Annotated in this window: 8 protein-coding genes; all 8 read left to right on the top strand. The window is 45.6% G+C overall.

Features of this window, described 5'->3' with window-relative positions; translation table 11 throughout:
- The first annotated feature begins 150 nt into the window (after positions 1–150).
- Genes A5882_RS19735 through A5882_RS19740 form a run of 8 tightly spaced genes read left to right on the top strand, consistent with a single transcriptional unit; the run spans position 151 to position 9,228 of the window.
- Positions 151–294: a hypothetical protein gene (locus A5882_RS19735; protein WP_016619626.1), complete on the top strand. Its 144-nt coding sequence runs from the start codon at positions 151–153 to the stop codon at positions 292–294.
- A gap of 13 nt (positions 295–307) precedes the next feature.
- Positions 308–910 (top strand): DUF624 domain-containing protein, encoded by a 603-nt coding sequence (locus A5882_RS06455; protein ID WP_016611459.1) that lies wholly within the window; start codon positions 308–310, stop codon positions 908–910.
- A complete protein-coding gene (locus tag A5882_RS06460; protein ID WP_008376278.1) occupies positions 903–1,817 on the top strand; it encodes an acetylxylan esterase in 915 nt (304 codons plus the stop codon). Before A5882_RS06455 ends, A5882_RS06460 begins: the two co-directional genes overlap by 8 nt.
- Positions 1,814–2,593, top strand: a complete 780-nt coding sequence (locus tag A5882_RS06465; RefSeq protein ID WP_016611458.1) for an endonuclease/exonuclease/phosphatase family protein — start codon at positions 1,814–1,816, stop codon at positions 2,591–2,593. Before A5882_RS06460 ends, A5882_RS06465 begins: the two co-directional genes overlap by 4 nt.
- 6 nt (positions 2,594–2,599) lie before the next feature.
- Positions 2,600–4,750, top strand: a complete 2,151-nt coding sequence (locus tag A5882_RS06470; protein ID WP_086372552.1) for a glycoside hydrolase family 3 N-terminal domain-containing protein — start codon at positions 2,600–2,602, stop codon at positions 4,748–4,750.
- Between the two features lie 15 nt (positions 4,751–4,765).
- Positions 4,766–8,056, top strand: a complete 3,291-nt coding sequence (locus A5882_RS06475) for an amylo-alpha-1,6-glucosidase (RefSeq protein ID WP_086299017.1) — start codon at positions 4,766–4,768, stop codon at positions 8,054–8,056.
- A 13-nt stretch (positions 8,057–8,069) separates the two neighbouring features.
- Positions 8,070–9,029, top strand: a complete 960-nt coding sequence (locus tag A5882_RS06480; RefSeq protein WP_086299018.1) for a LacI family DNA-binding transcriptional regulator — start codon at positions 8,070–8,072, stop codon at positions 9,027–9,029.
- Between the two features lie 34 nt (positions 9,030–9,063).
- Entirely contained in the window at positions 9,064–9,228 is a 165-nt protein-coding gene (locus tag A5882_RS19740; protein WP_016609543.1) for a hypothetical protein, read from the top strand.
- The last annotated feature ends 266 nt before the right edge of the window (positions 9,229–9,494 follow it).

Below are 9,494 nucleotides of genomic sequence, written 5' to 3' on the forward strand. Positions count from 1 at the left end.
CGTAGTGACCATACAAAGAATCACTGCGATTGGCTCGCGTAGTGAGACATGCAAGCTGCACTTAGTGTGTTTTACTTAGTGCAACTGTAGGCGAAGCGAAAGCGGAGACGAGCAGATGATGAAAAGTACTAGGCGACTGCAGGGAGCGTAGTGTCCGTACAAAGAATCACTGCGATTGGCTCACGCAGTGAGACCTGCAACCCAGAAACCCGTACGTTGAGAAACGACCCAAAATCACAAGAAGGCAAGAAACAGGTTTACGCAGCACCCGCAGCACAAATCAGCAAGTTTTGATTGGAGGATCATAATGAATCGACTATTTTCTTATGAAGGATGGTACTATCGGGTCTTTGCTTTTCTAGCAGATATGATCATTGTTAGTTTTCTCTTTATGATTCCAGCAATGACGCTGATTCTCGCAGGGCCAGCATTGATCGCGCTGTATCGGACGATCGATCAATTGTACAAGGAACGAGATGTCCCGATTTGGCAACGATACAAGCAAGCATTCTTAAGCAACCTCAAACGTGGTCTCTTCTTAGAAGGTCTTGTTATTGCGTATGTCGCAGTCTTTGCCGGTTTGATCTATTCCTTGATGATGCTTACACCTTACTTTGGCGTTTTAGCCGTGATCCTCGTCAGCTTGGCTGCGCTGTATCTCGTCGTGTTCGTTCTCTTGTACAGTTTGTTTGCGCAATCATTGCAAGAAACAGCGAAAGAAACGGCATATGCGGTTCTTAGCAGTACGGCGAATGCGATCATTTTACTGGTGATCCCAATCATTGTTTTTGTATTGTGCAGCAAAGTAAACCTATTCTTATTTGTTTGTTTAGGCATTTCAGGATCAGCCTTTGTACAAGTGTTGTTTTTCAATAAAGTATTAGCGAAGGGAGAAGAGACAAATGACTGAATCGACCGCAACTGATCGATCCTGTTTTTGGGCTTCGGTCCAACAAGAACTTGACGCCCTTCCGCTAGCCTTTGAAAGAACCAAACAAACGCCTTTGCTAAAAGGGATCGATTGTTTTACGATTTCTTTTCAAAGTCTTGGTAATGAAACGATCTATGGGCATCTGCTGCTGCCAGAACAAGCGGCAGATTGTCCAATCGTGATTGATTTTTTAGGCTATATGAATCATGTGCAAGAACCGTTCCAATTCGCTCATTGGTTACTGATCGGCTGCGGCTGTCTTGTCATCGACAATCGCGGACAAGGGGGACGCACGCAAGATCAGGTTCCCTATGAAACCACGCAGCATGAAGCACCTTTTGGACGCGGCATCTTGAAAAAAGAAGATTTTTATATGAAGCGATTGGTCGCAGATAGTTTGCGCACACTAGAAGTCCTTCAACAGATACCGGAAATCGATCCGCAGCGGATTATTTTAAGAGGCGGCTCGCAAGGAGGCGGCATCGCCTTATTGGTCAACGCATTAACGAACGTCCCGATTTTTGCGACGTTTGCCGATGTGCCAAGCCACTCCAATCTTGTCCATCGGATCGAACAAAAAACAGGAAGTTACCATGTGATTCAAGAGTATATCGAACAATTTCCAGAAATGCGGGAAACGATCTATCAAGTCATGAGTTATTTTGATTTGAAGTATTTTGCTCATCAGATAACTGGTCCTGTTTATACATCGGTCGGCAGTGCTGATCCGATCTGTCCCATGGAAGATTTCTTCGTTTCCTATAAAAAGATTCCTGGACCGAAAGAATTGCGTATTTACTTAAATAAAGGGCATGGCGGCGGCGAAGCGAAACAAATCCGTCGTGAAATGCAGCAAATCAAAAAATTACTCAAAGGAAATGAATGAAGATGAAAGTAGCAACCTACAATCTACGAGTCGATACCGACTATGACCAAGAATGGCAATGGCACTATCGATCGGAGGCGGTCTGTTCCTTGATCGATTACTACGACTGGGATGTTCTGGCGATCCAAGAAGCCCGACCTAGTCAATTTGCAGATTTAGCAAAGCTAGCGCAGTATGCTTCCGTCACGGCTGAACGTGACGGTGATGGCTTGGGCGAAGGCATCGGACTGTATTATCAAAAAGAGACTTTCGAGTTATTAGCTTCAGGTTCGTTTTGGTTGTCATTGACACCGACTGAACCCAGTATTCATCCAGAAGCTGCCTATTCACGCTTATGTGTTTGGGCAGTCTTACAGGAAAAAAAGAATCCGCCGTTTCTTGTCATCACGACCCATTTAGATAATATTTCAGAAATGGCTCGTTTTGAAGGGATGAAAGTGATCTTTGAGCAGCTGGCAGATCAAATCGAACGCTATCCTGTATTGCTGATGGGCGACTTGAATGCGGAGCCAACCGAGCGGGTGCATCGGTACTTAGAGCAGCATTTTCAAAATGCCAAAGAACATGGGCAAAAGCCTCATCACGGACCCAAAGGCTCCTATCAAAATTTTATTTATACGTTACCATGGCAAGAACTAGAAGAAATTGATTATATCTATACGAAAGGCTTCACGGTGGTCAAAACCGCCTGTCTAACGGATTCTTGTGATCGTCGTTTTCCTTCCGATCATTTCCCTTTAGAAGCAGAAGTCCAATTTGAAGAAAGCAAAGGATGAATAAAAATGGAACAGCAGAAATTAACCGAACTACTTTCAGAAATGACCTTAGATGAAAAAATCGATCAGTTGCTGCAACTGGCAGCGGCTTTTTATTCAGATAAAGCAGAAGAGAAAACTGGTCCGATGGGCGACTTAGGACTGACACAAGAAAACATCAACAATGCGGGAACAACGCTAGGTGTTTCTGGTGCGAAAGAAGCGATCCGCGTCCAAAAAGAGTATATCGAAAATAACCGCTTGAATATCCCAACGATATTGATGGCGGACATCATTCACGGCTTTCGGACGATTTTTCCGATTCCATTAGGATTAGGTAGTTCATGGGATTTGGCAGCAGCGGAGAAGATGGCGGAAGTATCTGCCAAAGAAGCAGCTGTTTCTGGCTTGCATGTGACCTTTTCACCGATGGTGGACTTAGTAAGAGACCCACGTTGGGGCCGTGTCATGGAATCGACGGGGGAAGATCCTTACTTGAACAGTCGCTTCGCTGAAGCCTTTGTCAAAGGCTATCAAGGGGATGATCTGCGAACGGATTTCAACCGCGTAGCTGCGTGTGTCAAACATTTTGCGGCTTACGGTGCGGCTATCGGCGGTCGCGATTACAACACGGTCAATATGTCAGAACGCCAACTGCGAGAAAGTTATTTACCGGGCTATAAAGCGGCCCTTGATGCCGGTGCCAAACTGGTGATGACCTCCTTCAATACGGTGGACGGTATTCCAGCAACGGCCAATCGCTGGCTTTTCCGCGATGTTTTGCGAGAAGAATTCGGGTTTGAAGGCGTTGTGATCTCTGACTGGGCAGCAATCAAAGAAGTGATCGCCCATGGCGCAGCGGAAGATGAAAAACACGCCGCTGAATTAGCCATCAAAGCTGGGGTCGATATCGAGATGATGACGACTTGCTACACTGATAACTTGAAAGAGCTGATCGCAGAAGGCACTGTTGAGGAAGCCTTAGTCGATGAAGCCGTGCTAAGAATCTTGACCTTGAAAAATGAACTAGGTCTATTTGAAAATCCATACCGCGGTGCTGATGAAGCCGCTGAAGCAGCCACTGTTCTGTCTCAAGAACACCGAGAGATCGCTAGAGATATCGCAAAGAAATCAATGGTGTTGTTGAAAAATGAAGGTGTCCTGCCGTTGCAGAAAACCGAAAAAGTGGCGATTGTGGGCCCGGGTGCTCACTCCCGTGATCTATTAGGTGCTTGGTCTTGGCAAGGGAAACAAGAAGAAGTGGTGACGTTAGTGGCGGGGGCTCAATCCTTGGGTGCGGATCTGTTGATCGGTCAAGAGCCCTTTGATTATTTTGCGCCGTCTGAAGCAGCGATCCAAGAAGCGATCGAATTAGTGAAAGAAGCGGATAAAGTTGTCTTAGCGCTAGGAGAGCAAGAATGGATGAGCGGTGAAGCTGCCAGTCGCAGCGACATTCGCTTGCCACAAGCCCAATTGTCCTTGGTTGAAACCTTGAAAGAATACAACGAGCAATTGATCGTAACCCTTTATAACGGTCGTCCTCTTGACTTGCAAGGGGTTGATGCAGCCAAAGCGATCGTCGAGGCTTGGTTCCCTGGAACCGAAGGCGGAAACGCACTTGCTCAGATCCTGTGGGGAGAATACAATCCAAGCGGTCGCTTGAGCATGTCATTCCCAGAAACCGTTGGACAAGTTCCTGTGTATTACAACGTTGACAATACCGGTCGTCCTTATGAAAGTGCACCGGATGAAAAATATGTCTCGAAATATTTGGATGTCTCCAATTATGCCAAATATCCATTTGGGTTTGGCTTGAGTTATAGCCCAGTTGCGTATTCTGCGGTGACGTTGGATCAGCCGACTATGACCAAAGATCAAACGGTCACGGCTTCCATCACTGTTACGAACCAAGGAACAGCAGCGGTCTGGGAAACGGTCCAATGCTACATTCGCGATTTAGTCGGTGAAGTGGTTCGCCCAGTGAAAGAACTGAAAGGCTTTAAGAAAATTTGGCTAGAGGCTGGCGAATCAGCAACCGTTCAATTTGAGATCACGGAAGAACTGCTGCGCTATGTCCACAGCAACCAACAATTAAGCAGTGATCCAGGGAAATTCCACATCATGATTGGTGGGAACAGCCGAGACACCCAACAAACAACCCTGCAATTAGTTAGGTAAGATAGGAAGGTTTCTATGACGAAAAAAATAGTGATGAATAACGCAAATACGACCGTGACGTTTTTACCAAACGGTGATTTATATGAGATCCAAAGTCACGGTGTGATGATCAATCAGTTGAACGGAAATGCACTAGATGGTAGTTTGAATCAAATCTATCTACGTCTGCGTGAGGCGGGGGAGTTGTCCTTTATTCCCTTGATCGGTTCAAATGCTAACAGTGCCTTTGCCTACTCAGACAAACAGCTGACTTGGACTGGGACGTACCAGTCCATCGATTACCAAGTTGATTTCCAATTGGCACAAGATTGCTGGTTCTGGCGGGTTCAATTGAGTGGTTCTGGGGAAGCGGAACTGGTTTACGGACAAGATCTTGGCAATGCCGCCAAAGGTGCTGTTCAATCCAATGAAGCCTATGTTTCGCAATATATCGACCATCATGTTAGCCATGATAAGGATCACATCGTGCTTTCTTCGCGCCAAAATCAACCACAAAATGGTCAATTTCCATTGGTGGAACAGGGCAGCTTCCAAGCCTTAAAAGGCTTCTCGACGGATGGCTATCAATTTTTCGGTCGCAGCTACAAAGAAACGAATCAACCAGCTGCACTTAGCCAAGAAACGTTAGCCAATGAAGTGTATCAATACGAATTTGCCTATACGGCACTGCAAACGCAATGGTTGGCGGTAAGTGAGACGCCTACGGAAATCGTTTTTTACGCAGCGGTCAAAGCCAATCAAGCGACGGCAGTCAATGAACCGCAGTTTGCACTTGAAACGTTGAAAGAAACGTATCAAGCCTTGTCCTTTGACTCGTTGCAAGCAACGGCGCAGCCACGAAAAAACTTCGGTCGACCGCTCACAGGGCTGACATTTTCCACAGAAGAAATCAACGAGCGGTTCCCGCAGCAAGAAGCAGTGGAAATCGTTGACGAACAGCTTTATTCCTTTTTTACCCCTGACTATCACCATGTCGTGTTGAAGGAAAAAGAAGCACAGATGGAACGCTCCCATGGGCATATTTTGTTGAGCGGACAAGAGTTGATCGTCGATCAACCCATTTTGAGCACGACTGTTTACATGACGGGGATGTTTAACTCCCAAATCGTATTAGGCAATACGAACATGAACAAATTGTTGAGTAATAGCCGCAACTCATTGAATCTTTTCAAACGTTCCGGTCAGCGGATCTATCTGAAAGACGGCGATCAATGGCGGATTTTAACGATGCCATCTGCTTTTGAAATGGGCTTAAATTCGGCGACGTGGTACTACAAAACAGCGGATGATGTCATTCAAGTAACGACCTTCACGAAAGCAAATGGACGCACGATTGCAACCACCATCACTAGTGAACAAGGTCGTGCTTACACCTGGGCCATCACTAATCAATTTGTGATGGGGATCGATGAAGCGGTACCGACTGTTACCATTACGCAAGACCAGCAATTGCTCACCATCAAAGGAACAGCGGATTCACCGATTGCGGAAACTTATCCAGAATTGACGTATTATCTCCATGCAGCACAACCTTTTGAACTAACCGATGAAACGATTTTCAATGTGGCAGCCGACGATAGCACGACCGTATTGACCTTTGCAGAACAGGCGACGGTTTCCTTCGTGATCCAAGGCACACTGACTGGTGAACCCTTTGTTTCCGAAACGTTAGATCGCCAGCAAGAAGACACTGCCTATACGGCCTTTGTCGATGATTTGTTGAATCAGTTTGAATTGAAACATTCGCAGGCGGATGTCGCATCCTTCAATCACTTGGCACGTTGGTACACCCACAATATGCTTGTTCATTACTTGTCTCCTCATGGTCTTGAACAGTACGGTGGTGCTGCTTGGGGGACTCGAGACGTTTCCCAAGGACCGACTGAGTATTTCTTAGCCCTCAATCGTCCTGAGATGGTGGCGTCCATCATCGAGCATTTGTTTGAAAATCAATTTGCAGATGACGGCAACTGGCCACAATGGTTTATGTTTGATCGCTATGAGAAACAAAAAGCCGATGAGAGCCACGGAGATGTGATCGTTTGGCCAATGAAAGTCGTTAGTGACTATCTCGAAAAAACCAAAGATTTTGCGATTTTGGAAAAAGAACTGCCTTATACGGATCGCACAACCTTCTTGAAAACCAGAACCAATGCTTCTTTGTTTGATCATTTGAAAAAAGAAGTGGCGTATATCGAAGCGAACTTTTTGGAAGGAACGTACCTGTCTTGTTATGGTGATGGCGATTGGGATGACACCTTGCAGCCAAATAACAGTAAGTTGAAGAAACAAATGGCCAGCAGCTGGACCGTTGCCTTGACCTATGAAGTATTGAAAAAATTAGCCAACCAGTTGCAGTCAGTTGACCCAGAGTATGCCAAACATTTAACGGAACTGTCTGCGGGAATCAAACATGACTTTGAAAAATACATGTTAGCTGATGGGACTTTGCCAGGATTTGTCTATATGGAAGATAGCGAGCACGTGGAACTGATGGTCCATCCGACTGACAAGAAAACCGGTATCCAATACCGCTTGCTGCCGATGCAGCAAAGCATGATCGGCGAGCTGTTATCTCCCGAACAAGCCGATCATCATGTGGCGATCATCAAGGAGCATTTGCAATTTCCAGATGGGGTGCGCTTGATGAATCGTCCAGCGACTTATGCGGGTGGTGTCAGCACCAACTTCAAGCGGGCAGAACAAGCAGCCAATTTTGGACGAGAAATCGGTTTACAGTACGTTCACGCCCACATCCGCTTTACAGAGGCCATGGCGAAATTAGGTCGAGAAGAAGAGACTTGGCAAGCACTTGGGGTCATTAATCCGATCCAAATCGCTCAACGGGTCGAAAATGCGGAAATCCGTCAAGCAAATGCGTATTTCAGTAGTTCTGATGGCGATTTCAAAACAAGGGTTGAAGCCCAAGAAAATTTTGGTAAACTTAAGGAGGCAACAGTCGGCGTCAAAGGCGGCTGGCGCATCTATTCTAGTGGACCGGGGATCTATATGAATCAGTTGATCAGCAATGTGTTAGGCATTCGGACCTTTGTTGATCACGTTGAACTTGATCCCGTCTTGCCAGCGGAATTAGCAGGATTGACACTGACGTATCGACTCTATGATCGGCCGGTCGAAATCGTCTATCATTCGTCAAGTACGCCGAAAATATTGATCAACGGCGAAGAAATGTCCACTGAGTTTGCGGAAAATCGCTACCGCCAAGGTGCGTTTGTCCTGAAGAAAGCAGCGCTTTGCGCCAAATTAAACGAAAACCAAACCAATACGATCGATATCTATCGTTAAGAAAGGAGAAGCCATGGTAGGAATCAAAGATATTGCCCAAAAAGCGGGTGTCTCCATATCCACCGTTTCGTATGCATTGAATGGCAGTCCAAAAGTGACCGAGGAAACCCGTGCGCGGATTCAAGCGATCGCAAACGAATTGAACTATGTTCCGAACATGGCTGCTCGTACACTGAAACGCAGACAAACCAACATCATCGGTGTTTATCTCGCCGATTATGCCGGAAGTTTTTATGGGGAATTGCTAGATGGCATCAAGAAAGGGTTGGAACTTTTCGGCTATGAAATGATCGTCTGCAGCGGCAAGAAATCACACTTGTTTATTCCTGAGCGGATGGTGGACGGTGCCATCATTTTGGATTGGACGTTTCCAGCAAAGGAAATCGAGCAATACGCCCAACGAGGACATCAAATCGTCGTGTTAGACCGTGTCTTGTCTCATGAAAATATCCATCAAGTCTTGTTAGACAATAAAGGAGGGGCGGCGCTGGCGATCGATCGCTTGATCGCTGGACAAAGCCAAAAAGTCTTCCTCTTAGCAGGGCCAGAAAAAGGCTACGACAGTCGGGAGCGCTTGGAAGCCAGTACGAAAGAATTGACGCGCTTTGGTATTCCTTATGAAGTCATTCCTGGTGACTTCACGGAACCTTCTGGTTATCGAGCGGCAAAACAGCTCTTAGCAAATAATCCCCAGTTTCCCATTGATATCTTTGCCTTCAATGATGAGATGGCAATCGGGGTCTACAAATATGTCCGCGAGACCGACTATCGCATCGGAAAAGAGATCCGCATCATCGGGTTTGATAACACGGAATTAGGCGCTTTTGTGCAGCCGCGCTTAGCGACGATCTCCTATTCGAAACATCGATGGGGCATGGTGGCAGCTGAGAAAATCGTACAATCGATCCAAGGGGAACCAGTGGCGGACGAGCATATTTATACCACTTTTGTGGATGGTGGATCATTTATTTAATTGATCCATTAAAGGAAAATGAGTTGAAAAAGGAATGGTGAAATGGGGAGGATTTTATCTTACAGAACATACCAAAGCAATTGATGGAGAAAGAACTATTGAAAGAAGTAAACCAATTCAAAAGTTCCAGATGGATGTTAATGAGATCGCCGAAACTTTAAATCAGGCAACACTCAAGAACAAATCAGTAGCTATCTAAATTGAAGCGCATGATCGAGATGAGAATTACTTTCCTGATATAGTTGGCCATATTTAAGGGGCATGATGAACTAGAAATATATGTTGGTGGTAATAAGGTTGGCTATGATAAAATTAGGAATATTAAAATAGCTAACATAACCAAGTGGTCGGACAAAAGTAACCTCTTATAAAAAGTACTCACAAATTATTAAATCTGTCTCTTATACACATCTAGATGTGTATAAGAGACAGTAGGAAAGGATGTAAAATTGAACAAAGTTGAAT

The sequence above is a fragment of the Enterococcus sp. 4E1_DIV0656 genome (genome assembly GCF_002140695.1).
Classification (GTDB): domain Bacteria; phylum Bacillota; class Bacilli; order Lactobacillales; family Enterococcaceae; genus Enterococcus_D; species Enterococcus_D entomosocium.